This window comes from Pseudomonas sp. BS-2016 (genome assembly GCF_001806145.1).
Taxonomy (GTDB): Bacteria; Pseudomonadota; Gammaproteobacteria; order Pseudomonadales; family Pseudomonadaceae; genus Aquipseudomonas; species Aquipseudomonas lundensis.
Window position 1 is genome coordinate 105739 of sequence record NZ_MLCT01000018.1, and the last position, 25143, is coordinate 130881.

Annotated in this window: 18 protein-coding genes; 16 read left to right on the forward strand and 2 right to left on the reverse strand. The window is 60.9% G+C overall.

The window, feature by feature from the left end; all coding sequences use genetic code 11:
• Positions 1-37 precede the first annotated feature (37 nt).
• The 4 genes from BKD70_RS09200 to BKD70_RS09215 are packed head-to-tail and all read left to right on the forward strand — an operon-like array spanning position 38 to position 4925.
• A complete protein-coding gene (locus tag BKD70_RS09200) occupies positions 38-2164 on the forward strand; it encodes a TonB-dependent siderophore receptor (RefSeq protein WP_047273184.1) in 2127 nt (708 codons plus the stop codon).
• Positions 2165-2182: 18 nt separating this feature from the next.
• Positions 2183-2971, forward strand: a complete 789-nt coding sequence (locus tag BKD70_RS09205; RefSeq protein WP_047273183.1) for an ABC transporter ATP-binding protein — start codon at positions 2183-2185, stop codon at positions 2969-2971.
• Positions 2968-3918, forward strand: coding sequence for an ABC transporter substrate-binding protein (locus BKD70_RS09210; RefSeq protein WP_047273182.1), 951 nt, complete (start codon positions 2968-2970; stop codon positions 3916-3918). The genes BKD70_RS09205 and BKD70_RS09210 overlap by 4 nt, the downstream gene beginning before the upstream one ends.
• The gene (locus tag BKD70_RS09215) at positions 3915-4925 is read left to right on the forward strand and encodes an iron ABC transporter permease (RefSeq protein ID WP_047273181.1); all 1011 of its coding nucleotides are present in this window, start codon (positions 3915-3917) and stop codon (positions 4923-4925) included. Before BKD70_RS09210 ends, BKD70_RS09215 begins: the two co-directional genes overlap by 4 nt.
• Here BKD70_RS09215 and BKD70_RS09220 read toward each other — a convergent pair.
• Positions 4922-8422, reverse strand: coding sequence for a DUF4329 domain-containing protein (locus BKD70_RS09220; protein ID WP_047273180.1), 3501 nt, complete (start codon positions 8420-8422; stop codon positions 4922-4924). The genes BKD70_RS09215 and BKD70_RS09220 overlap by 4 nt on opposite strands.
• 346 nt (positions 8423-8768) lie before the next feature.
• Between BKD70_RS09220 and urtA the strand changes: the two genes are divergently transcribed.
• The 11 genes from urtA to ureC all read left to right on the forward strand — a co-directional run bounded on the left by urtA (position 8769) and on the right by ureC (position 18668).
• Positions 8769-10034 (forward strand): urea ABC transporter substrate-binding protein, encoded by a 1266-nt coding sequence (gene urtA / locus BKD70_RS09225; RefSeq protein ID WP_047273179.1) that lies wholly within the window; start codon positions 8769-8771, stop codon positions 10032-10034.
• A gap of 72 nt (positions 10035-10106) precedes the next feature.
• Entirely contained in the window at positions 10107-11609 is a 1503-nt protein-coding gene (gene urtB, locus BKD70_RS09230; protein WP_047273275.1) for an urea ABC transporter permease subunit UrtB, read from the forward strand.
• Positions 11609-12688, forward strand: a complete 1080-nt coding sequence (gene urtC / locus BKD70_RS09235) for an urea ABC transporter permease subunit UrtC (RefSeq protein WP_047273178.1) — start codon at positions 11609-11611, stop codon at positions 12686-12688. Before urtB ends, urtC begins: the two co-directional genes overlap by 1 nt.
• Positions 12685-13530, forward strand: coding sequence for an urea ABC transporter ATP-binding protein UrtD (gene urtD, locus BKD70_RS09240; RefSeq protein ID WP_047273177.1), 846 nt, complete (start codon positions 12685-12687; stop codon positions 13528-13530). The genes urtC and urtD overlap by 4 nt, the downstream gene beginning before the upstream one ends.
• A gap of 40 nt (positions 13531-13570) precedes the next feature.
• Positions 13571-14269, forward strand: coding sequence for an urea ABC transporter ATP-binding subunit UrtE (urtE, locus tag BKD70_RS09245; protein ID WP_047273176.1), 699 nt, complete (start codon positions 13571-13573; stop codon positions 14267-14269).
• 32 nt (positions 14270-14301) lie between these two features.
• Positions 14302-15141: an urease accessory protein UreD gene (locus BKD70_RS09250; protein ID WP_047273175.1), complete on the forward strand. Its 840-nt coding sequence runs from the start codon at positions 14302-14304 to the stop codon at positions 15139-15141.
• Between the two features lie 71 nt (positions 15142-15212).
• Complete coding sequence (locus BKD70_RS09255) at positions 15213-15515, forward strand: urease subunit gamma (protein ID WP_047273174.1); 303 nt, start codon at positions 15213-15215, stop codon at positions 15513-15515.
• A 9-nt stretch (positions 15516-15524) separates the two neighbouring features.
• Positions 15525-16058 (forward strand): GNAT family N-acetyltransferase, encoded by a 534-nt coding sequence (locus BKD70_RS09260; RefSeq protein WP_047273173.1) that lies wholly within the window; start codon positions 15525-15527, stop codon positions 16056-16058.
• A complete protein-coding gene (locus tag BKD70_RS09265) occupies positions 16055-16588 on the forward strand; it encodes an N-acetyltransferase (protein ID WP_047273172.1) in 534 nt (177 codons plus the stop codon). Before BKD70_RS09260 ends, BKD70_RS09265 begins: the two co-directional genes overlap by 4 nt.
• On the forward strand, positions 16585-16893 hold the full coding sequence (locus BKD70_RS09270) for an urease subunit beta (protein ID WP_047273171.1): 309 nt from the start codon (positions 16585-16587) through the stop codon (positions 16891-16893). The genes BKD70_RS09265 and BKD70_RS09270 overlap by 4 nt, the downstream gene beginning before the upstream one ends.
• 74 nt (positions 16894-16967) lie before the next feature.
• A complete protein-coding gene (gene ureC / locus BKD70_RS09275; RefSeq protein ID WP_047273170.1) occupies positions 16968-18668 on the forward strand; it encodes an urease subunit alpha in 1701 nt (566 codons plus the stop codon).
• 44 nt (positions 18669-18712) lie between these two features.
• Here ureC and BKD70_RS09280 read toward each other — a convergent pair whose 3' ends face one another.
• Complete coding sequence (locus BKD70_RS09280) at positions 18713-23548, reverse strand: NEL-type E3 ubiquitin ligase domain-containing protein (RefSeq protein WP_047273169.1); 4836 nt, start codon at positions 23546-23548, stop codon at positions 18713-18715.
• Positions 23549-23930: 382 nt separating this feature from the next.
• On the opposite strand from BKD70_RS09280, the gene BKD70_RS09285 reads away from it, so the two are divergent.
• Positions 23931-25064: a sensor histidine kinase KdpD gene (locus tag BKD70_RS09285; RefSeq protein ID WP_047273168.1), complete on the forward strand. Its 1134-nt coding sequence runs from the start codon at positions 23931-23933 to the stop codon at positions 25062-25064.
• The last annotated feature ends 79 nt before the right edge of the window (positions 25065-25143 follow it).

Consider the following 25143-nt stretch of genomic DNA (forward strand, 5'->3'; position numbering starts at 1 on the left):
CAGCGGGCATACCTTTGAAAAGCGACTCACTGTCCCGATGAATAAGTACCTGTTCTCCAGCCTTTGCCTGCTGACCGTCACCGCTGCGCAAGCGGACGACACTGCACCGTCCTTGATGCTGCCTGCCGCGACCATCACAGCCCCTGAAGCCGATGATTCCCACATCGACCTCAAGACCGCCACGTCTACCGGTTCGCGCCTGAACCTCAACAGTCTGCAAACTCCGGCCAGTGTCGAAAACCTGACCGGCGCGCAGATCCGGGCCCGTGGCGATCGCAGCGTTCAAGACGCCGTGACCCGCACCACCGGCATCAGCAACACCGGCACACCGGGTAACGGCGGCTCTGCGTACTCGGCCCGCGGTTTTGTCGGCGAAGGCTCGGTCATGCAGCTGTATGACGGCGTGCGCCTGTACAGCGGCGCAGGCACCGTGACCTTCCCGGTTGACGATTGGTCGGTGGAACGCATCGACGTCCTGCGCGGCCCGGCGTCCGTGCTGTATGGCGAAGGCGCGACAGGCGCGGTGATCAACGTGATCCCGAAAAAACCGTTCAGTGGCGACATCGAAAACCACGTGCGCATCGGCTACGGTTCCTATGACACCCGACAACAAGCGCTGGACAGCGGCGGCTCACTGACCGACACCCTGAGCTACCGGTTGAACATCAACCACACTCAAAGCAACGGCTGGATCGACCATGGCGATTCAGAAAACACCTTCATCAGCGCCGCCCTGCGCTGGCAGGCCACGGATGACCTGGCCTTCACGCTGAGCCACGACTACGGCGACCAGCAACCGCAAAACGACTTTGGCGTGCCGTTGATCAACGGCCGTTACCACAAGGGTCTGCGCGACAAAAACTACAACGTGCGCGACGCCAAACTGCACTACAACGATCAGTGGACGCGCCTGAACACCGAATGGCAGATCAGCGACACCCTGAGCGCCAGCAACGAACTGTATTACTTGAAAGCCCAGCGGCGCTGGCAGAACGCCGAAAACCATGCGTGGGACCAGGCCAGCCAAAGCCTGTTGCGTAGCGGGTTTTTCAGCATCAAGCACGATCAGGAACAACTCGGTGACCGTCAGACCTTCACCCTCAATCACGACCTGTTCGGCCTCAACAGCAAAACCCTGGTGGGCATGGACTACAACCGCATCCACTTCAGCCTGCACAGCAATGCGCCGTATGACGATGTCGCCCCCAACGGCCAACCTGTCGATCTGTACCACCCGAACCGTGGCCAGTTCGAGAGTGCTTCGCCGTACCGCGACCAATTCACCAGCACGACGCAGCAGGTGTCGCTGTTCGCCGAAAACCGCACTGAGCTGACCGACCAACTGTCGCTGGTCACCGGCGTGCGCCGCGACATCGTGCACCTGGATCGCGATGATTTCGCCGAAAACGGCGACACCACCCGCAGTGACCGTGGCCTGTCCGCCAACAGCTGGAAAGTCGGCCTGGTCTATGAACTGACCCCGGACATGTCGCTCTACGCCCAACAGGCCACCAGCGTGGATGGCGTCGGCGGGTTGATCAGCCTGAGTCAGAGCCAGCAAGACTACGGTCTGGCCCATGCGCATCAGACCGAGGTCGGTTTCAAGCAGATGTTCTGGGACCAGCGGGGCGAATGGACGCTGGCGGCGTATCACATTGTCAAAAAGGATTTGCTGACCACTGACCCCGCGAACGTCACTCGCACCCTGCAAGTGGGCGAGCAATCGTCAAACGGTCTGGAAGCCAGCCTCGACCTGCAACTGCCGAACCGCTGGGCGCTGCAAGCCAACGCCTCGATCGTGCGGGCGCAATACGACACCTTCAACGAAGACGGCGTATCGCGCAAAGGCAACCGCCCCACCGACGTCCCCCGTCGCACCGCCAACCTGTGGGTGAGCAAGGTCATCACCGACGACGTGAACGCAGGCGCCGGAGTGCGCTATGTCGATGCGCGTTACGCCGACACGGCCAACAGCGTCGAACTGCCGAGCTACACCGTGGTAGACGCCACGGTGAGCTGGCACGCCCTGCCGAACACCACCCTGGGCGTGCGGTTGAATAATTTGTTTAATCGCCAGTACGCCGTAACCCAATACAATGGCGGCCAGCAATGGATCATGGGCGAGCCGCGCTCGTTCTTTGTGACGGCCGATTACGCCTTTTAACGTTTGACCTGGACACTTATGCCGCGCCTCACCCTCACGCAACTCGCCTGGTCCCCCCTGGGGCACGGTCATTGTCATCACCAGTTCCACCTGCGTGACGCCAACCTGCACGTGGCCGCCGGTGAGTTCGTGGGGTTGATCGGGCCCAATGGCAGCGGCAAAACCAGCCTGCTGCGGTGCGCCTACCGCTTCAGCAAGCCCGAGGCCGGCACCGTTCACCTTGGGCAACACAACCTCTGGCAACAATCCCCCCGCTGGAGCGCGCAACGCATCGCCGTGGTGTTGCAAGAATTCCCCGATGCCTTTGGCCTGACCGTCGATGAAGTGGTCGCCATGGGCCGCACCCCGCACAAAGGGCTGTTTGACGGCGACACTGTCACCGACCGCCAGTTGGCGCAAAACGCCCTCGCGTCCGTGGGCTTGCAGGGCTTTGAAGACCACGCGTTTGCCACCCTGTCGGGCGGTGAAAAACAGCGTGTGATTCTGGCCCGCGCCCTGACCCAGCAACCGGACCTGCTGATCCTCGACGAGCCGACCAATCACCTCGACCCGCGCTATCAACTGCAACTGCTGCAATTGGTTAAACGCCTGAACATCGGCACCCTCGCCAGCATCCATGACCTGAACCTCGCCGCCGCTTTTTGCGACCGCCTGTATGTGATCGACCACGGCAAAATCGTTGCCAGCGGCACGCCTCGCGAGGTGCTGACCGTCACCCTGCTGCGCGAGGTGTTTGGCGTCGACGCCCTGATCGATGAACATCCGCTGGCCGGCTACCCGCGCATCACCTGGATAACCCAACCATGAACCTGATCCGCCTCGTTCTCTGCGTCTGCGCTGTGTTCGGCACTCAACTGGCCCAGGCCGACGCCACCCGCTACCCGCTGACGATCCAAAGCTGCAATCGTGACGTGACCTTCAATGAAGCCCCCAAGCATGCCGTCAGTCATGACATCAACATGACGCACATGATGCTGGCCCTCGGCCTGAAGCCGCACATGACCGGTTACAGCGGCATCAGCGGCTGGAAGGCCGTCACCCCGCAAATGAAGGTGATCCTCGACGGCCTGCCCGAACTGGCGAGCAAGTACCCGTCTGTTGAAACGTTGCTCAATGCCAATGTGGATTTCTTCTTTGCGGGCTGGGACTACGGCATGCGTGTGGGCGGCGACCTGACTCCCCAGACCCTGACACCGCTGGGCATCAATGTGTACGAGCTGACCGAGTCTTGCGCGTTTGTCATGAAGCGCCCGCCAGCCAGCATGGAAGACACCTACAACGACCTGCGCAACCTCGGCAAAATCTTCGACGTGCAGGACCGTGCCAACGCGCTGATCGCTCACATGCAGCAAGAAATTTCTGAGGTGCAAAAGACCCTTCCCGCCTCAAAACCGCGGGTCTTCCTGTATGACAGCGGTGAAGACCGCGCCATGACCAGCGGCCGTCTGGGCATCCCGCACGCGCTGATTGAAGCGGCAGGCGGTAACGACATCCTCAGCGACATCGACGCCAGCTGGACGCGCATCAACTGGGAAACCGTGGTCGAACGTAATCCCGAGGTGATCGTGATCGTCGACTACAGCGAAGTGACGGCCGAACAGAAACAGCACTTCCTGGAAACCCACCCCGCGCTGCAATCGGTGGACGCAATCCGTCACAAACGCTTCATCGTCATCCCCTACGTCCAGGCCACGCCGGGTATCGACAACGTGCTGGCCATCCAGACCCTGGCCAAAGGCTTTCATCCGCAATGATGGCGCGTCGCTATGCGCTATTGCTGTTGGGGCTGGGCGCTGTGCTGCTGGTTTCGTGCGTCGTGTCGCTTGGGTTCGGCCCGGCGCGGGTGCCCGTGGACGTGGTGTGGCACATCGTGCTGCACAAGCTGTTCGGGATTGGCGAGGTGAACTGGAGCGCCGGGCAGGAACACATCGTGTGGCTGATACGGGTGCCGCGCATGCTGCTGGGTGCGCTGGTCGGGGCCGGGCTGGCCTTGATCGGCGCGGTGCTGCAAGCCGTGACCCGCAACCCGCTGGCGGACCCGCACCTGCTGGGCGTCACCAGCGGCGCCACCTTGGGCGCCGTGATCGTGGTGCTGCACGTGGGCGAGATCATCGGTTTACTGACCCTGCCCATCGCGGCCTTTATTGGCGCGTTGCTGAGCATGCTGCTGGTATTGGTCATCGCCAGCCGTCAGGGCCGACTAGACAGTGACCGCCTGCTGTTATGCGGCGTGGCGGTGTCGTTTGTGATGATGGCCGTGGCCAACACCTTGCTGTTTTTGGGCGACCACCGCGCCAGTTCCGCCGTGCTGTTCTGGATGCTCGGTGGTCTGGGGCTGGCGCGCTGGGAACTGCTGGCCATCCCCGGCGCCAGCGTGTTGCTGGGGCTGGTGCTGCTGTTGGGCATGGCCCGCCCGCTGAATGCCCTGATGGCGGGCGAACAAACCGCCGTCACCCTCGGCCTGAATGCACGCAACGTGCGCCTGCGGGTGTTTCTGATCGCCTCGCTAATGACCGGCGTACTGGTGGCCATCAGCGGTTCGATTGGTTTTGTCGGCTTGATGATCCCGCACATTGCGCGCCGTCTGGTGGGTGCAGAACATCGCCGTTTGCTGCCGGTCTCAGCGCTGCTGGGCAGTGTGTTTCTGGTCTGGGTCGACGTCGCGGCCCGCACCCTGATCGCCCCTGAAGACCTGCCCATCGGCGTGGCGACGGCGGCGATTGGCGGGTTGTTTTTTATTGGCTTGATGCGTAAACGCTAAAGCTCGTCATGCCAGGGCGCGGAAGGCGTGTCCGCGCCGTTGGTGGGCACCAGTTGCACCTTGCGAGGATCGTCCCACTCGAACAACTCAGCTGCAGGCTCGATGTTGATCGTCAAGGTGTGCTGCACCTCGCCCTTGTTCGGCCAAGTGCGGCTGACCGTAATCACGCTCAGTTGCCCCGTATTGAGAACGCGGGTCAGCAGCTCGACGGGCTTTTGAGGCTCGGGCGCCTTTTCGTAGTAACGGCGAGTGGTGCGGTCAGGTTCATAGTTCTCGGCAAAGTACCCCTCATAGGTCAGGTTTGAGCCGCTGATGGACTCACACAGTTGCTGCGTCGCCAGGGTCGCGCCGCGCCGGTATTTGAGCAGGGCGCCATCATTGGTCGAGTGGTAGATCACCTCAAAACTGTTGTCACTGTCATAGGTTTTTAGCAGGCGGGTGGCGTAGCAAATATCCACTGGCCAGAACATGTTGTTCAGCAAGTTATTTTCAAGCGCGCTGTAACCCGCCTGCGATGAATACGCCCGCGAAAACAGCAGGTGCTTGCGCGAGTACCCGGCGGCAAACAGCGGCACCGGGTGTAACTGGCCGTCCACGTGCTTGTGGGTGAACAGCAGGGTTTGCGGCGCATTGGCCACTTCCCCGCCCGAGTTCGGCTCAATGGCGACATAGGTGTTGTAGTCGGCCTTGCCCAGAATGGCGGCGACCACATTCAACTGGTTGGGGTGCGGGATGTGCGCGTGCACATAGCGGGCGGCGTCATCGGGGTGGGCAAACACCGGGCTGAGCGGGAAGCGCCGGGTGGCCGGAAACGGCATCGCCGCCGCCTTTTTATAAGGCACCCACTGTTGCGTAACGTGCCCCGGTGCATTCCACAGGGCGCTCTTTATTACGACCTCCAGTTGGCCGTTGGCCGCCACCTGATGCACGTACTCCGTCACGTGCAATTCACCGTTCAGGATCTGCGTCAGTAACGGGCGGCCCCAAGAACCAAACAGACCGGAGGTCAGCTGTGCCCACAGGTTGACCGGCACATAGCTGAGCAACGCGCCGTCGTTAGTCGACAGGTACAGCGGCACGTCGCCCGTGAACGCGCCCCGCTGCTGTTTGACCAGGTTCACCAGACCCAGCGCGTCGGCAAAATCGTCAGGGGTCACAAACCCCAGCAGCGTATTGAGGTTGCGCACGTCCTTCACGTGCGAGGGTGATGAGAAATACGTCGCGGGCGTTCCCAGGTAAACCCCATGGATTTTGAAATCGCCGGGCAGTGTGTTGTCGCGCTCGGAGGGTTTGCGGGGGAACACCCGATCCAGCCCCAGACCGCCACCTTCGAGCGGGTACGTCGCGACAAACTCTTCGCTGTGAACACTCTTGAGAATAAAACCGAACTGGCGCTTCGTGCGCGCCCCCATGCGGTGGTGGGCATAGCGCGCCGCATCCTGCGCCTGGGTAAACACCGGGCTTAAGGCGGGCTGCTCGGTCGCCAGTGGCACGGGTGCCGGTTCAGGTGAAGGCTTCCAGTGGGTCGTGACCTTGCCCGGATTGCCCCAAAGGGTGTTGCCTTCCACCACATACAAATCACCGGTGCGCACGATCTGCCCCACGTATTCGGTGGCCTTGAGCGTATGCGTGCGCAACTTGAGTTGCAGCGCGTTGTGCCGCACGTTTTCAGGGTTGCTCACCGGGGGGGCGACGCGAGCAAGGAATTTCTTTTCCCGGTCAGTGCCACTGGGCACGTATTTGAGCAACGCGCCTTGCGGGGTCGACAGAAAGCGCACCGGCGCCCAGTCACGGTCCTGGATGGCGGCACACACTTCATGGGGTTCCAGCATGTCCGCGTAGAGCTGTTGTTCGACACCCGGCGGCAACAACATCGAGTCTTGCGGCCGATGAGAATGGTAAAAACCCACAATGGTTCCGCCCGTGGGGGTCAGGTCAAAGCGTTCAGCGGGGATGATGCCGTAAGGATCAAAGGTCTCACCGCGACCCGCCAACGGCTCGGTGGCCACAAAGCGCTGGTCGAGGCGCTGAAATATCAACCCTCCGAAGATACGGTCCGCATTCGGTGACTTTTTAATCTTGCGGTGAACATAACGGGCAGCGTCATCCATCGTTAAAAAAGACGGGCTCAAGGCCCTGCGACTCAGGCGCGCATAAGGCGTCCAGTGTTGATCGACCGTGCCTGGCAACCCCCACAGATCGCTGTGGTACAGCACCTTCAGCGTCCCCATTTGCGCCAGCCGATGGACATAGGCCGTGGGGGTAACGTGGCCGCCCAGCAGGTCACGCTTGATCGCCAGCCCACCCCCTTGTGCCTGGCTGAGCGTTCGCACATAGGGCTCTTCGGCCAACGTGCTGGACGGTTGATACTCAAGCAAGGCGCCGTCACGCACCGTGATGTAGAGGGGCAGCGGTGCCACATCCCGCCCAAACCGAAGGGCCAGCGACATGCGAATGCTTTGCGCCATGGCGTTAGGCTCGACGAAACGCTTGTAGACCTGACGCTGCTGCGCGGGCACCTGATCCGGCGCGTGATACAGGTTGTCGCAGTAATACTGGGCCACCACTTCCAGATTACGGGGGATGACCACAGCCCCCGCTGCGTTAAGCGTGAACACGGCGTCAGGCTTGAACAGGTGTTCAGCGCCGGGCACGGGCTCAGTCGCCAGGTATTGCGCCTGATCCTTGTATTTGAGGAGGTAGCCGAACTGCTGTTCAGGTTGTTGGTACATGCGCAGCCGAGTGTATTTCACCGCATCCAGCAGGCTTGAAAACACGGGGCTGTAGGCCGGTTGCTGAATCTGCTTGTTCGGTGCCTGAGGAAGCGTCGCCGGGTTGTAAATCTTAAAATCCGCGTCGACCTTTCCGACTTTCCAGCCCCAGATGTCATTGGTTTGAATCACGCTGAGTTCACCAACAGCCGCCAACTCATGCACGTAACTGATCAACTGTTTGGCTCGGACCAAACCTTTCTGATACCCCTCCACCAGCGCGGCCTCTTGCTCGGACCCGCTGGGCACATATTTGATCAGCGAACCATTGAGGCCCGACAAATAGCCTACGCGTGCGAACCCGCGCATGCCCACGGTGAACACCACATCGGGGGGTGAGAAGAAGTTCATCGACGTCTCGACCGACTCTTTTGACCACTGCGCAAAATACCGCTTCACCTCGGCGTAGTTATTGGGGTGCGAGTGATAGAACGCATGGCAGGTATAACCGGGGGGGTGCAAAAAATTATTGTCGGCGTCTGTCGACAGCACCAACTCGTGAGAGAACATCCTGCTCTGGCCCTTGACGGGTAACGTGGCGAAAAACTTCCCGTCGTGACGTTGCAGGATGACTCCGCCGTACTCACCCTCACGTCGATCGCCAATCATTTCGTGGGCGAAGCGGGCCGCATCATCGGCATACGCAAACGCCGGGCTTAAGGCGGGCAGGGGCACCGTTTTCGCGGCCGTGCCGCGCTCGATGCGTTCGTGGAAAAATTGGCTCACGTTCACTCTCCTGATTCAGATGATTTAGCGCAACGCGGTCGCGCTTCCACATCATCAGGAGCCACCCCGAAGGGAGGTCATATTTAAATAATAAAATCCCGCGCGCCCCACCCCCACCCCGTTCAGACGTCCCTTCGCCGCAGGCGCCTGCGCCGTGCCAGGCACCAAGGCGGCGCACCCGCGTGCACCGCGAGCCCTGACGGGCGCTCTGATGGTGCGAAAAAAAGCACATTTTGTGTGCAAACCCCGGTTTCAGAGGCACCGACCAATCCGGCACAGCCCTTGCTATAGCCCTTGTCAGTGCAGGTATTGGCTCGCCAACCATCAGAACTCTGGAGATCGCACCATGCAGCGTCGTCGCTTGATCAAAGCTTTCACCCTCACAGCCTCCATCGTGGCCATGGGCATGACCTGGACGGTGCAGGCAGCCGAGACCATCAAAGTCGGCATTCTGCACTCGCTGTCCGGCACCATGGCGATCTCCGAAACGTCGCTCAAAGACATGGCGTTGATGACCATCGATGAGATCAATGCCAAGGGCGGCGTGAACGGCAAGCAGCTTGAGGCCGTCGTGGTCGACCCCGCCTCGAACTGGCCGTTGTTCGCTGAAAAAGGGCGCCAATTGCTGACGCAAGACAAGGTCGCCGTGGTGTTCGGCTGCTGGACCTCGGTGTCGCGCAAGTCGGTATTGCCCGTGTTTGAAGAACTCAACGGTTTGCTGTTCTACCCGGTGCAATACGAAGGCGAAGAAATGTCGCCCAACGTGTTCTACACCGGCGCCGCGCCGAACCAACAGGCCATCCCGGCCGTCGAGTACCTGATGAGCGAAGACGGCGGCAGCGCCAAACGCTTCGTGCTGCTGGGCACCGACTACGTGTACCCGCGCACCACCAACAAAATCCTGCGCGCCTTCCTTCACACCAAAGGCGTAGCGGATAAAGACATCGACGAGGTCTACACCCCGTTCGGCCACAGCGACTACCAGACCATCGTGTCCAACCTCAAAAAGTTCTCGGCCGGGGGCAAGACGGCGGTGATTTCAACCGTCAACGGCGACTCCAACGTGCCGTTCTATAAAGAGCTGGCCAACCAGGGCATTAAAGCCACCGACGTGCCGGTAATTGCGTTCTCGGTAGGCGAAGAAGAACTGCGCGGCATCGACACCAAACCGCTGGTAGGCAACCTGGCAGCGTGGAACTACTTCCAGTCGGTGGAAAACCCGGTCAACCAGAAATTCGTGGCCGACTGGAAGGCCTACGCCAAACAACACAACCTGCCGGGCGCCGACAAAGCCGTGACCAACGACCCGATGGAGGCCACCTACGTCGGCATTCACTTGTGGGCGCAGGCCGCGGAAAAAGCCAAGTCCACCGACGTGGACAAGGTCCGCGAAGCGCTGGCCGGGCAAAGCTTTGCCGCGCCTTCGGGCTACACCCTGACCATGGACGCCACCAACCATCACCTGCACAAGCCGGTGATGATCGGTGAAATCCAGCCGGACGGGCAGTTCAGCGTGGTATGGCAAACCGACGGCCCGATCCGTGCCCAGCCGTGGAGCCCGTATATCCCGGGCAACGACAAAAAACCGGATCACCCGGTGAAAGGTCAATAACACCGTCAAAGGCCCCTCTTCCCCTCGACCTTCGGGGAGGGAGAGGACGCCGCGCTTACAGGGACGCACATGATGCCCACTGCCTTTTACCGCTTTATCGTCGCCTGCCTGCTGCTCGTGCCGTTGGGTGCGCAGGCCGATGACGCCAGCGACTTTGCCGCCGCCAGCCTGCCCACACAGGTCGCGTTGCTGGAGGGCTGGGCCGCCCAACCCGAGCCTGCGCGAACCACACTGCTCAGCGGGTTACAGAACGGCCAATTGATCGTCGATGGCCAGCCTAAAACCGTGCGCCTGAACAACCGCCTGCGCAGCTTGATCGAGACCGCACTGGCCAGCCATCAACTGCTGGCGGCGGACCCCACACAGCGCCTGAGCGCCGCGCAACAGCTGCAAAAAACGGCCCGCCCTGCCCAGCTCGCACTGCTCAATCGTCGCCTGACCCTCGAAACCGATGAGGGGGTACGCGTCGCCCTGAGCCTTGCATTGGCCAACCTGCAACTGGTGGACGCCGACCCCGCCGTGCGGCTGGCGGCGGTGCGCCTGCTGGGCGAAACCGGCGAACCGTTGGCCCGTACCCGGCTTGAAACCTTGCTGCAACCGGACGTCGAAACCGATGCCGGGGTACGCACCGCCGCCGAAACCAGCCTGGCGCAAGTCACGCGCCAGTTGCTGATCGGCGACCTGCTGGGCCAGGCGTTCAGCGGCCTGTCACTGGGCTCGATCCTGCTGCTGGCGGCCCTCGGGCTGGCAATCACGTTCGGTCTGTTGGGCGTGATCAACATGGCCCACGGCGAAATGCTGATGCTCGGCGCTTACGCCACGTACTGCGTGCAGGTGCTGGTCCAGCGGTTTGCACCCGCCGCCATCGAGTTCTACCCGCTGCTGGCGCTGCCCGTGGCGTTTTTCGTCACGGCCGGGGTGGGCATGGTGCTGGAGCGCACGATCATTCGTCACCTCTACGGGCGACCGCTGGAAACCCTGCTCGCGACTTGGGGCATTAGCCTGATCCTGATTCAACTGGTGCGCCTGCTGTTTGGCGCGCAGAACGTCGAAGTGGCCAACCCGGCGTGGCTGTCGGGCGGCGTTCAGGTATTGCCCAACCTGGTGCTGCCGTACAACCGGCTGGTCATCATCGTCTTCGCGCTGGCGGTGGTGTGGCTCACCTGGCTGTTGCTGAACAAAACCCGTCTGGGCCTCAACGTCCGCGCCGTCACCCAAAACCGCAACATGGCCGCCTGCTGTGGCGTGCCCACCGGGCGCGTGGACATGCTCGCCTTCGGCCTCGGCTCGGGCATTGCCGGGCTGGGCGGCGTGGCCCTGAGCCAGATCGGCAACGTCGGCCCCGATCTGGGCCAGGGCTACATCATCGATTCGTTTCTGGTGGTGGTGCTGGGCGGTGTCGGGCAATTGGCGGGCACGGTGTACGCGGCGTTGGGACTGGGCATCGCGAACAAAATCCTGGAACCGCAGATCGGCGCGGTGCTCGGCAAAATCCTTATCCTGGGGCTGATCATTCTGTTCATTCAGAAACGCCCGCAAGGCCTTTTCGCGCTTAAAGGACGGGTGATCGACTGATGAACCAGCCATTGCTAATCACCGCAACACAAAAAGCCGGACCGACTGCTACGGCGCTGATCGGCGCGATCGCGCTAGTGATCCTGCTGGCGTTGCCGGCGCTGTCGTTGCTGCCTGCCGACAGCCCGCTGCACGTGTCGGCGTATACCCTGACGCTGGTCGGCAAAATCCTGTGTTACGCCATCGTCGCCCTGGCACTGGACCTGGTGTGGGGCTACGCGGGCATGCTGTCCTTGGGCCACGGCCTGTTCTTCGCGCTCGGCGGCTACGCCATGGGCATGTACCTGATGCGTCAGGCGTCGGGCGATGAGCTGCCGGCTTTCATGACCTTCCTGTCATGGACCGAGCTGCCGTGGTACTGGGTGGGCACCGAACACTTCTGGTGGGCCATGTGCCTGGTGGTGCTGGCGCCAGGCTTGCTGGCGCTGGTGTTCGGGTTCTTTGCTTTCCGCTCGCGGATCAAAGGCGTGTACTTCTCGATCATGACCCAAGCCCTGACCTTCGCCGGGATGCTGCTGTTCTTTCGCAACGAGACCGGCTTTGGCGGCAACAACGGCTTCACTCACTTTCGAACAATCATGGGCTTCGGCATCACCGAGCCCGCGACCCGTGCAGCGTTGTTTTTCGCCACCGTGGTGCTGTTGGTCAGCAGCCTGTTCCTCGGCTGGCGCCTGGCACGCAGCAAGTTCGGGCGCGTGCTGACCGCCGTGCGCGATGCCGAAAACCGCCTGATGTTCTGCGGCTACGACCCGCGCGGTTTCAAGCTGTTCGTATGGGTGTTGAGCGCGGTGCTGTGTGGCCTGGCTGGCGCGCTGTACGTGCCGCAAGTGGGGATCATCAACCCCGGCGAAATGTCGCCCACCAACTCCATTGAAGCGGCGGTGTGGGTGGCGCTGGGCGGGCGCGGCACGCTGATTGGCCCGCTGCTGGGCGCGGGCGTGGTCAACGGCATGAAAAGCTGGTTCACCGTAGCGTTCCCCGAATACTGGCTGTTTTTCCTCGGCGCGCTGTTTATCGTCGTCACGCTGTACCTGCCCAAGGGCGTCATCGGGCTGTGGCACAAAAGGGGTGATCAATGAGAAATGTGTTGCTCGAACCCATGCTCGAACCCAACAAGGATCAGGGCAGCAGCCGCGATGCCATCGGTCTGGGGCAGGCCGCTGGCACGGGGCTCAATACCCGCCACGGCACAATCCTGACCCTGGAAGGCATCAGCGTCAGCTTTGATGGCTTCAAGGCCCTTAACAACCTGAACCTGTACATCGGCGTCGGTGAGTTGCGCTGCATCATCGGCCCTAACGGCGCAGGCAAGACCACGATGATGGACGTCATTACCGGCAAGACGCGCCCCACCGAAGGTCAGGCCTGGTTTGGTGAAACCCTCGACCTGCGGCAGATGAGCGAAGTGCAGATCGCCCAGTCGGGAATTGGCCGCAAGTTCCAGAAGCCCACGGTTTTCGAGGCGCTGAGCGTGTTCGAGAACCTGGAGCTGGCGCAAAAAACCGACAAGTCGGTGTGGGCCAGCTTGCGCGCCACACTGACGGGCGAGCAAAAAGACCGCATCGACGACGTCCTGCACACCCTGCGCCTCGCTCACGCGCCGCATCGCCCGGCCGGGCTGCTGTCCCACGGGCAAAAGCAGTTTCTGGAAATCGGCATGTTGCTGGTGCAAGACCCGGCGTTATTGCTGCTGGACGAGCCGGTGGCCGGCATGACCGACGCTGAAACCGAGTTCACCGCCGAGCTGTTCAAAAGCCTGGCGGGCAAGCATTCGCTGATGGTCGTGGAACACGACATGGGCTTCGTGGGCTCGATTGCCGACCACGTCACCGTGTTGCATCAGGGCAGCGTGCTGGCCGAGGGGTCGCTGGAACACGTGCAAGCCGATGAACGCGTGATTGAGGTGTATCTGGGTCGTTGAGTCATCGGGCCCGCAGCGGCGCCGTCAAAAGGGGACACACATGTTGAAGGTTGAACAACTGCATCAGTTCTACGGCGGCAGCCACATCCTGCGCGGGCTGTCGTTTGCCGTCAGCGTCGGTGAGGTCACGTGCCTGCTGGGCCGAAACGGCGTAGGCAAAACCACCCTGCTCAAGTGCCTGATGGGCTTGCTGCCCGTCAAGGAAGGCGACGTGCAATGGGAAGGCCAGACCATCACCTCGCTAAAACCTCACCAACGGGTGCATGCCGGGATTGCTTACGTGCCTCAGGGCCGGGAGATCTTCGGGCGCCTGACCGTGGAAGAAAACCTGTTGATGGGCCTGTCGCGTTTCCCCGGCGCCGAGGCCAAAGCCGTACCGGCGTTCATTTACGAACTGTTTCCGGTGCTACTGGAGATGAAGCATCGACGCGGCGGCGACTTGTCCGGGGGCCAGCAACAACAGCTGGCGATTGGCCGCGCACTGGCCAGCCGCCCACGGTTGTTGATCCTCGACGAACCCACCGAAGGCATCCAACCCTCGGTCATCAAGGAAATCGGCGCGGTCATCAAGCAACTGGCCGCACGCGGGGACATGGCGATTTTGCTGGTGGAACAGTTTTACGACTTTGCCGAAGAACTGGCCGATCAATACTTGGTGATGTCACGGGGCGAAATCATTCAGCAAGGCCGCGGTGAAAATATGCAAACAGACGGTGTGCGCGGCCTCGTGACGATTTAATCTGTAACTCTTTGTTACCTGGCTGAGCCCCCATGAATCTACCCGCCAACACCGCCCTGTTCACCCCCCACTGGCTCGCCGAGCTGGAGCTGGGCTATGGGCGTTTTGGCGACAGCACGCGCCCGACCTTGCGCCGTCACTGCGGCCCCTTGCGCGTGCAAAAACACCTGTACGCCGAAGGGCCGCAGGTGTGCCAACACATCATCGTGCACCCGCCCGGCGGCATTGCCGGTGGCGATCAGCTCGACATTCGCGCCAGCGTCGGCCCAGATGCCTGGGCTCAACTGACCAGCCCCGGCGCGGCCAAGTGGTATCGCGCGGCAGGCCCGGCCTATCAACGCATTGAGTTAACGGTCGCAGCGGGGGCCACGCTGGAATGGTTGCCCCAGGAAACCATCGTCTTCAGCTCGGCCCAGGCCGAACTGAGCACCCGCATCGAGCTGCAAGGCGATGCACGGCTGTTTTACTGGGACATGATTGCGCTGGGCAGGCAGGCCAGCGGCGAACGGTTCGAGCGCGGGCACTTCCAGTCGCACCTGGATATTCGCCGCGATGGCCAGTTGCTCTGGCATGAGCGCCAGCGCATTGTAGGCGGCGACGGCCTGCTGGACTCGCCCATCGGGCTGGACGGCAACCCGGTGTTTGCGACGCTGCTGGTGACCGGAGACGTCAGCCCCGAACTGCTCGACGCCTGTCGCTCATTGCCTCACCCGGTACGCGGCGACCTGACTCAACTGCCGGGCCTGCTGGTAGCCCGCTGCCTGGCGGGCGAAGCCTTCCAGGCACGCGGCTGGCTGATTGATCTGTGGCGACTGCTGCGCCCCGCGTTGCTGGGCCGTGAAGCGCTTGCGCCGAGAATCTGGAGTACCTGAAGCACCGTTACAGTTGTTACGGACAGAGCAAACGCTCCGCTACTTTTTAACTGCCGAACACGGACCCTGACATGGACCTGACCCCCCGCGAAAAAGACAAGATGATGATCTTCACCGCTGGCCTGCTGGCTGAACGAAGGTTGGCGCGCGGCGTAAAACTCAATTACCCCGAAACCATCGCCTTCATCTCGGCCGCCTTGCTGGAAGGCGCACGCGACGGCAAAACGGTGGCCCAGCTGATGCATGAAGGCACCACCCTGCTGACACGCGAGCAGGTCATGGAAGGCATCCCGGAAATGATCCCCGACATTCAGGTCGAAGCGACCTTCCCGGACGGCACCAAGCTGGTCACTGTCCATCAACCCATCGCCTGAGGCCGCGTCATGTCTTACGTTATTCGTGATGCAGTCCCGGCCGACTTGCCGGCGATTCGCGATATTTACAACGATGCCGTGCTGAACACCCTCGCCATCTGGAATGAGCAGACCGTCGACCTGCCCAACCGCGAACAATGGTTCGAAGCCCGGCAACAACAGGGTTATCCCGTTCTGGTGATTGTGGATGACGCCAACGTGCCCTTGGGCTACGCCTCGTTTGGCGACTGGCGTCCGTTTGAAGGGTTTCGCCATACGGTCGAGCACTCGGTGTACGTACACCCCGATCAGCGCGGTAAACGCCTGGGCCCGCAATTGCTCGCTGCCCTGATCGAACGCGCCCGTGGCTGCGGCAAACACGTGATGGTCGCCGCCATTGAAAGCGCCAACGCCGCGTCGATTCACGTGCACAAGCAACTCGGTTTCGTGACCAGCGGCCGCCTGCCACAAGTGGGGATCAAGTTCGGCCGCTGGCTGGACCTGACCTTCATGCAACTGATGATCAACCCCGGCGCCCTTCCCCCGCAGGAGCACGGCCAATGAGCCACGAGCAGGTGTTACAAGTCACCCCGCACACCTTCAATGACTACCGTGAAGGGCTGATCGCCCTGTTGGTCGATGCCGTGCAGCACGGCGCATCGGTCGGGTTCATGGACGATCTGGACGTGCCGAAGGCCAGCGCTTACTTCTGCGAGGTGCTGAGCCAACTGGAACAAGGCAGCCTGTTGCTGTGGGTCTTGGTCGAAGATCAACGGGTGCTGGCCAGCGTGCAGTTGGCGCTGTGCCAGAAGGCCAATGGCCTGAACCGGGCCGAAGTGCAGAAGCTGCTGGTACTCAACGAAGCGCGCCGCCGCGGGCTGGGCCAGGTGCTGATTCAGGCACTGGAACACGGCGCGCGTCAGCACAAACGCGGCTTGCTGCACCTCGACACCGAGGCCGGGTCGCCCGCCGAAAACTTCTACAGCGCCCTGGGCTATACCCGTGTCGGTGAATTGCCCAACTACTGCCGCAGCCCCGACGGCCACTACAGCCCGACCGCCATCTACTTCAAAACCTTGAGTGAACCGCAATGATTCCGGGCCAATACTGCATCGAGGCGGGCGAGATCGAGCTGAACGCGGGTCGGCGCACGCACCGGCTGAGCGTGTCCAACCGGGGCGACCGGCCAATTCAAGTCGGTTCCCATTACCACTTTTTTGAAACCAACGATGCGCTGATGTTCGAGCGCGGCGAAAGCCGTGGCATGCGCCTGAACATCCCGGCGGGCACCGCCGTACGGTTTGAACCGGGCCAGACCCGCGACGTGGAACTGGTCGAGCTGGCGGGCCTGCGCCGGGTGTTTGGCTTTGCCGGGCGCGTGATGGGCGATCTGGACTGACCGTGACATTGGCCCGTGAACGCTCTGTCGCCGCCCCCGGCGACCCGTTTTGACTTAACGCTCAGGAACGCATCATGAAAATATCCCGCCACGCCTATGCCGATATGTTCGGCCCGACTGTGGGTGACAAGGTTCGCCTGGCCGACACCGAGCTGTGGATTGAGGTCGAGCAGGACTTCACCACTTACGGGGAAGAAGTGAAATTCGGCGGCGGCAAGGTGATCCGCGACGGCATGGGCCAGAGCCAGTTGCTGGCTGCCGAGGTGGTGGACACCTTGATCACCAACGCGCTGATCGTCGACCACTGGGGCATCGTCAAAGCCGACGTAGGCCTTAAGAACGGCCGGATCCACGCCATCGGCAAGGCGGGCAACCCGGACGTGCAGCCCGATGTCACCATCGCCATTGGCGCCAGCACCGAAGTGATTGCTGGCGAGGGCATGATCCTCACCGCAGGCGGCATCGACACCCACATTCACTTCATCTGCCCGCAGCAGATCGAAGAAGCGCTCAACAGCGGCGTGACCACCATGATCGGCGGCGGCACTGGCCCGGCCACCGGCAGCAACGCCACCACCTGCACCCCGGGCCCGTGGCACATGGCGCGCATGCTGCAAGCGGCTGACGCGTTTCCGATGAACATGGGGTTTACCGGCAAGGGCAACGCGAGTTTGCCGCAACCGCTGATCGAGCAAGTCGAAGCGGGCGCCATCGGCCTCAAGCTGCATGAAGACTGGGGCACCACCCCTGCGTCCATCGATAACTGCCTGAATGTGGCCGACCAATACGATGTGCAAGTGGCGATCCACAGCGACACCTTGAACGAGTCCGGCTTTGTCGAAACCACCCTCGCTGCCTTCAAGGGCCGCACCATTCATACCTATCACACCGAAGGCGCGGGCGGCGGGCACGCACCGGACATCATCAAGGCCTGCGGCCTGACCAATGTGTTGCCCAGCTCCACCAACCCGACCCGGCCTTTCACCCGCAACACCATCGACGAACACCTCGACATGCTGATGGTCTGCCATCACCTGGACCCGAGCATCGCCGAGGACGTGGCCTTCGCGGAAAGCCGTATCCGCCGCGAGACCATTGCCGCCGAAGACATCCTGCATGACCTGGGCGCGTTTTCGATGATCAGCTCCGACAGTCAGGCCATGGGCCGCGTGGGCGAAGTCATCACCCGCACCTGGCAGACCGCCGACAAGATGAAGCAACAACGCGGCCCGTTGCCGGAAGACGCGATTGGCAATGACAACTTTCGTGCCAAACGCTACATCGCCAAATACACCATCAACCCGGCCATCACCCACGGCATCAGCCATGAAGTGGGGTCGATCGAAGTGGGCAAATGGGCCGACCTGGTGCTCTGGCGCCCGGCGTTTTTCGGGGTCAAACCGACGCTGATTCTCAAGGGCGGCGCGATTGCGTCGAGCCTGATGGGCGACGCCAATGCCTCCATTCCGACGCCGCAACCGGTTCACTATCGCCCCATGTTCGCCAGCTACGGCGGCTCGCGCCACGCCACCTGCCTGACCTTTATCAGCCAGGCCGCTGCCGAAGCCGGCGTGCCCGAAGCCCTGGGCCTGAAAAAACAAATTGCCGTGGTCAAAGGCTGCCGCGACGTGCAAAAGACCGACCTGATCCACAACGGCTACCTGCCCGACATTGAAGTCGACCCGCAGACGTATCAGGTCAAGGCGGACGGTGTGTTGCTGTGGTGCGAACCGGCCGACGTGTTACCAATGGCGCAACGCTACTTTCTGTTTTGACCGGTATGCCCTCACGCAAGCACACGCTGGCGTGAGGGCCAGGGTTAAAACGGATGCACCGTCATTTCCCAATGGGTCAAGCGCTGAACCCACGCTTTACAGGCCGCCTTGTAATCCTCACCGATTTTTTCCAGCGATTGTTTGTAGGCCTCGTCCGAGGAGGCATGCGCCCCGACTTCAACCTCGTGGGTGCGCACCATGTGCCGTTCAAGGATGGCCGCGAACTGGTGAGCATATTTTTTCTTCAAGAAATCCACCCAAAATTCCCGCTCACAGATTGAGTCGAACAAATTGCTGGTGGAACGCTCATTGGCCAGTACCCGATACCGCACCCCGTCAATGAGCATTTGCGACACATCCGCCAAGTGCTCGTACTCCATGGCCAGCGGTTGCGCCGGCAGCTCCAGCGGCTCCGCCAACGCGATGCGAAACGCCAGCCGGAACTCCACTTCGTCCAGTTCATTGAGCTCGCCAAGTTCCTCATCGTGCCCGCGGGTGTATCGCTCTTGCATCAAATGCCGCGCGATCACTTCCACTTGATCCAGGCGATATAAGCTGCGCGCCAAACGCAGCAATTTAAGCTCGCATTCTTCCGCGCCCACCGGTTCCTTGGCCTTGGCCACAAGAGTGAGCACTTCCAGATCACTGAAAATCAACGCCAGCCCATCCCCGCATGTCGAACCATGACCGGCCCTGAGCATGAGGTTTTCCCGCAACTCGGTATCGTCACCCAAGGCCAGTAGCATCGTGCCAATCCGTTCGATCAGTGAGTCACGCGTACTTTCATTGGCGTAGGCCGGAGTGGCTGTCAGGCCCATGAGCACCCGTCGCAAATCCTGGGTCTGCGGGTCTTGCTCCAGGCTTTGCCAGATCTCCTGTTTCCTGGCCGCCAACGGCTCGGGGCCACTCAAAAACCAGCTATAGCTGCGCGGGTCGGTCAGAAAGCTGTGCCCCCGCGTGGAGACGTAGCCCATGTTGATCCCGGTCCGCTCTGCGTATGAATCCAGCCGTTGCTCACTGACCGGTGTGAGCGGGTTGTCATGCACATAGGTCACCGCATTCAGGCGCGTATCGGAATTGAAAACCGCATCGGGAATTTGAGTGATGTTGTTGTCACGCAAGTCCAGATAAGCGACTTCATTCAAGGTCTCAACGCCGGATGGCCAATAGGTGCTTGCGGTATGGCGCAGATCAATATGGCGTAAACGCTGCATGCCACTGACATCCACCGCTTGGCCTAAAGGATTGTTGCCCAGATTCAGCTCTCTGAGGTTTGTCAGCCCCGCCAGGGTGCTGCTAGCCTCAGCGGTCAGGGCTATTTCGTTATGAGCGAGGTCGAGCTTTAGCAAACCTTTCATCTGCTTCAGCGCCCGCGGCAACGTGCTGAGCCGGTTGTTTTCCATCGACAGCCACCGCAGGTCAGGGAAACATTCGAGAAAACCTTCAGGTACTTCGTTTAACGCCATGTCATCCATGATGAGCACTGAGATATGGCGAAAACTGCCCGGCAGCGTCGGCAAGTCACCGACGGGCATGCCGCTGAGGTCCAGCACATAGCGCCGTGGATCAGGCAGGTCTTGGGCAGACAGGTTTGCATCCTCCACGTACTCATTCAGATTGCCGATTTCATCTTCCAGCCGGGTCTCGCGCCGCCAGGCACGGCTGATAACGTTGCTCGCTGCCCGCTTGATCGTGAGCGGCGAGACATCTCGGCGGGCAGCCACTGAATACTCCGGCAGCGGCTGGCCGACCCAACTGCGCAAAGCGTCCTGCAGCGCTTCGTATTCAAGCTCGCGGCGCACCAGTTCAAGCTCTGGATTAGCCTTAGAGGTCTCCAGCGCACGAAGGAATGCTTCGCACTGGGTGTGCGTGTATTGCGGATAGAGGCTTTTTACGCGGCGGATCTGAAACGCACTGCGCCCGGCATCCGTGATTCTGCCACTCAGGGGATAACCCACGCGCCCACGGGCCAGTCGCATGGGGGATTTAAACCACGGCTTGATGGGCTGCAACCCCAGCGCACCCCGGGTTTCGTCCTGGTGGTCATGGGCGTAGGCGACCAGTTGATCGCGCAACAACGCATCCCCTTTCACAAGCGCCAGCGCCCGCAACGTTTGCGCGTTGTCTAATAGCGTCCCGGCTTGAGCGCTGCGCAGCAAAGGCTCTTGGCCTGCGCTCACATATTGCTTGCCCTGAGCCGTTTTCAAGAACAGCGCCCCGACCAGGCGAAGGGTTGGGGCGGGGTCTTCGGTATCGAGATAGCACCCTTCCAGCGCACGCGTCACGCTCAACGCATGGCCATAGAGCCGCAACTCTTCGGCCAGTCGCAACGGAACCTTCTTGAGGCTGTTCAACACGCGGATTTCACTGACGCTGGCGTGTCGCAGCACTTCGCTCACCACACTGGCGGGCAGCGTGGGGTGGTGCCGATGAAGTGTTTGCCTGGGCCCGGTAGCGAATACTTCGCTTGCCTTGTACCCCTCGCTGAACAAGGTCTTTTTTTGGGTCAGGGCGAAACCGGCGACCTTGTTGAGCAACGCGTCGGCACGCTGTTGCGGGGTGATCGCTTCAGCTCCAAGAAATGTCGCGGCCAAGGCGTCATCCATGGCCGCCGCCAATGCGCTGAATATCCCCTGCTGCTGCACATCGGTCATGTTCACACGCAGGGGCGAGCGCCATTCACCGGCCAGCGTCACATCCTGAAGAACACGCCCATCTGCACCCAAAATCTGTAGCCACGTGCCCGGCGGCCAACCGGGCATACGCTCCAGCAAACGCACAATGTGACGGTTATCACTCCATTGCACCGACGCAGACGCCTGCAATCGTTCAACCAGACGCTCAACGTCATCTGCCAGCTGCCAGCGTTTGAGGGTATCGAGCACCAGCGCCGGGGGCGGTTCACGATTGACATGGCTCCAGCGCAGGGCATCGTCTTGCGCCCCCACGATGTTGAGCACCTGCTCCACCTCGGACTCACTTAACGCCGACTTATGCGAGGAGGCCCGGTGCAGTGACTCCACCTTGTCCCATTCACCCGCGCGCTCGATGCCCAAAAACCACGCCCCCTGGTCATTGTGTTCAACCACCGGCGCGTAGGCGCCCTCACGCTTGGGATGCTGCACGCGCCAGTGTTTGATGGCCTCGTCGTATTTGATCTCGTACGGCTGGCCTTTGATGTGGACGAACGTGCGGTCTTGGGTGCGGTAAATACCGTCGCTGTCTGGCTGAAGATGTTCGGGCAACTTAACGTCACTGACAAACGGCGCGAGATCGACTTTCATCAAACGTGTTTCATCGGCCGCGGTGTTCACCCGGCGAAGGGTTTCAATCAGCGAGGGGTAGGCAATGTCGGGGTTGAAGGAAGACCAGGCCTTGGTCGCACGGGCACCTACGAGCAATACGATCAGGTTTTGTGCCACTGACTCGAAGTGCTCGAACGCCTGCTTCACCTCACCATGGGACCAATCCTCAACCCCGACATACACTTGCGACAGTAACTGCATGCTGGTGGACAACAGCAAGAGCCCGCCAACGAGCGGAACAAAAAAAGCCGCCAGATTCAAAAAAGGCTGGGCGGCTTCAAACAAGGCACGCAACTGGTCAAGGGGGGAGATGTCCTGCTCTTGGGTCGGGGCCATCACAAAACGTGCGTTGCTCAACACCTGCTCAATCAATTGTGTATAGAGCGTCACAAACGGCGTGTGACCCGATTCCACCCATTGGATCTGTAAATCAGGACGAGGCCGCCATGTCTCTACCGCGACCAACGAAGCCGTTTTCCCTTTGACGCGCAGTGCCTGCTCGAGTTGTTTGGCAAAGGCCGTTTGATAACGCTGTTCCACGGCTTTGATCAATGCGGCTTTCGGCTCCTCCTCCCGTAAGCGCAAGGCGTAAAGGTCATTGAAACGTTGCAGCGACGCGTATTCACACAAGGGCAACCCCTGATCGTGAGGGGTATACACAAGACAAGGCAGCGAATTTTCAGCGTTCAGGGGCGTGGGCATGAACACCAGGGCCCCGTGTATCGGGCACCCTGCTTGTCCCACACCGTGCTGTTTAACGCTGAGCATCGTCATGTGACACACCCGGACGTTGCGCCTGCCCCACCGCGGCTGCGGCTCCCCCCTGACCCACTGCAACAGCATCTGGTAAGCCGTTAAGCCAATCGCATGCGTCAAATAGGCCTGATGACTGAGTAATTCAAGTTGGCTTTTTGCATGGGTTATAAAGTCCGAATAAATACCGTATCCGGAATGATCCGTTTGAAAACGGTCGATGCGTTCATAAGGATAAAAAAGGCTTTTCAGGTAGGTTTGATACTTGCCGCCCAGATTTAATGTTCGGCATAACTGTGCAAAGTGCTGTGGATTTAACCCTGTGCGCCTGGAACTCCCGCGGTGTTCCAGTACATACGCAACGCCGTTAAAGTCACGTTCAACTTCCGCCCGTGAGAAGTTCTGCATGGCCGCTTCCAATAACGTCAAATGCGTCATTGAGGTAATGGGCCGCCATGTTGTGGGCAAGACGATATCCAGCGGCTCTTTGATCGCATCCCCCAGCAGGTTGAAGGAAAAGCGTTGCACATTGACAAAGATATTGCGCTCGCTGTCCACCTCTCGCCCCCATTTGGCTGACAGCGCCGGGTTCAGCAAGCCTTTGGCAAAGTCGGCAGGGGCAACCACTTTAGAAAGATGCGCGGCTAATTGCTGTTCGAGGGCATGCGTCGTGATGAACGCCTGAATGACTTTTTGTCGGGTATCGTCATCAGCCTGTAACAGCCAGAGCGGCATGTTTTGTTTGACGGCTTCGGAAGTTTCATCCATGTGCACCAAGGCCTGAGGAGGAAAGGTGTCAGGGGCAGCAGGTTGTTTATTCATATAAAGCTCTTTTCGATGCGTAAGTCCTCCCACATCTAAACCCGATTGCCGTCCTTTAAATAACGCAAAACGTTGCGTTAAATCGCGCCTGAACGAGCGAGCATTTGTATACAGCGCAGCGATATATAGCCCCTGCCGAATGTTCTTTTCATCTACCCCCCGGCAGGCCCTCCCGCACACCGATCCCAGCCGGGAGGCCGCGGGTGAATCAGCCAATCGGCCAGGACATTCTCAGGCACGCGCAGACCTGCAGCTTATCGGCTGGATCCGCGATCTTGGGGGATTACGATATACGGCATATTGAGTTGAGGGCGATACTCGCGCATGCGCTAATATGCGTCACCTTTTTTGACTACCGCTCTTACAGCAAGGGTATTTGGGCATGCGCCTATCCGAATTCATCGTGCAAAACGCTGATCGCATCGTCGATGAGTGGGAGCGCTTTGCAGAAACCATTACGCCTGCGGCCGAACACATGGACAGCGTGGCCCTGCGCGACCATGCCAAGGCCATTTTGCTGGCGGCCTCGCGTGACATGACCACCGCCCAGACGGCCAGCGAGCAACAGGCCAAGGCTGAGGGCGAAGGCCCGGATAAAACCCCGAGCCTGGACGAGGCCGCCGCCAGCCACGGCGAGCTGCGCCATACGGTCGGTTTCGATCTGGTGCAGATGACATCCGAATTCCGGCACCTGCGCGCGTGTGTCATCCGCCTGTGGGTCGACAGCCTGCCATTCCCGGAGCACGGGCACTTTCAGGACATGATTCGCTTCAACGAAGCCATTGATGAAGCGCTGGCCGAATCCACCGCGGCCTACGCCGATCAGGTGAATCGCTCGCGCGACATCTTTCTGGCCATTCTGGGGCACGACCTGCGCGCGCCCCTGCAAGCGGTGAGCATGTCCACCGAGATGCTGGAGCGTAAAGCCAAGCTTGACGTTGATGCCCTGAACTATGTGAACGCCATCAAGAACGGTGCGCGGCACATGGGTTCGATGGTCAGCGATCTGCTGGCATTTGTGCGCAGCCGTCTGGGCAGCCAGTTGCCGATCGAACCGGTGAGCATGGACCTGGGCGAAGCCTGCCGCGCGGCATTGGCCGAAGCCTGCGCCGGGCAACCGGACTGCGAGCCGGTGTTAACCATTGATGGCCCTGTGCAAGGTGAGTGGGATCGCGGCCTGATCAATCAGTTGCTGCAAAACCTGATTGGCAATGCGCTGCAACATGGCAGCCACAGCCGCGTGGTCACCGTGACGCTGACAGGCGGCGCCGAGCAGGTCCTGCTTTCGGTACACAACCGTGGCACGCCCATTGATGAAGGCTCGCTGGCAACCCTGTTTGACCCGCTGGTGCGCAGCCCGAGTGAAGACGTCAGCCTGCCGGGCACTTCCACCAGCCTCGGTCTTGGCCTGTACATCGTCAAAGAGTCGGTCAACGCCCACGGCGGCACGATTGAAGTCACTTCAACCGCCGCCGAAGGCACCACCTTTACCGTGGTGTTACCGAAAAAAGCCTGATACCGCGCGCCAGCGACTGCACGTCAGGGCATTAACCCTGTGCAGTCGCTGTCGGGGTACAAGGCTGCCCCTTAAGCCG